Raw genomic sequence first — 955 nt, 5'->3', positions numbered from 1 at the left:
TTTAGGTTGAGGTACTTCCCGTATTGCGTAATATTGGCTTCAATTTGCTCAGTCAGCTCACGAGTCGGGGTAATAATTAATGCTCGTATGCGCTTGCCGCGATAGTTGTAGGGAACATTAAGTTTTTCAAGCAATGGCAGCACAAAGCTCGCTGTCTTACCTGTACCGGTCTGAGATGCCGCGACCACATCTCTGCCAGCTATGATAGCTGGGATAGCTTTACATTGAATAGGGCTTGGTTCGGTGTAGCCTTTGTCTGTGATGGCCTTTAGAATGGGATCGCTTAATCCAAGCTTAGAAAATGGCATGTACACCTCAGTATCGCGTTAATCTAGGGAGTGGATTGTGCCAATAGGCTGGGTTGAAAGCTATGGTTATTTTTTGAGAGACAAGCATGGTAAGAGAAATTCGTATTGCACAAGCAACATTATCAACATATCCATGTATTATTCGGTTAGACATTTGGAAGACTAAGGCTCAATGCGATGAATGCATCAATAGTCAAAAGCTTAAACAGTTAGTAAGCGGAGAAGCAATATGGATATGGACGAATCAGTAAATGTACTTGGCGAAGTCTTGGAACTATGTGGAAGCGACCCCGTCACAGGGTATTATCGAGATGGAAAATGTAATACCTGTGAAGCAGACACAGGTTCACATACGGTTTGTATCGAAGCGTCTAAAGACTTCTTAGAATATTCCAGGTTTAAAGGGAACGACCTGTCTACACCAGTGCCTGAATACGGCTTTCCCGGCTTGAATCCCGGCGATACCTGGTGTCTATGCGCGGTTCGTTGGTTGCAAGCTCAAGAAGATGGTATGGCACCCAGAGTTCACTTAACTAAAACGCACATAAAAGCCTTGGAAGTCATTCCCTTGGAGCGGCTAAAGCCTTATGCGGCAGACCTAAATTAAGTCTCTGTCTCGGTGCTTGCAGCACTTTTTGACTGATCTA

General features: G+C 44.5%; 2 protein-coding genes. One reads left to right on the top strand and one right to left on the bottom strand.

Going from position 1 to position 955, the window contains the following annotated elements:
- On the bottom strand, nucleotides 1-308 hold a 308-nt coding region (locus A3729_RS05170; protein ID WP_156497684.1), incomplete at its 3' end, for a DEAD/DEAH box helicase.
- A gap of 229 nt (nucleotides 309-537) precedes the next feature.
- Between A3729_RS05170 and A3729_RS05165 the strand changes: the two genes are divergently transcribed.
- Nucleotides 538-915 (top strand): DUF2237 family protein, encoded by a 378-nt coding sequence (locus tag A3729_RS05165; RefSeq protein WP_068510255.1) that lies wholly within the window; start codon nucleotides 538-540, stop codon nucleotides 913-915.
- Nucleotides 916-955 lie beyond the last annotated feature (40 nt).

The organism is Oleiphilus sp. HI0043 (assembly GCF_001634935.1).
This window is presented reverse-complemented; position numbering and strand designations above follow the sequence as displayed.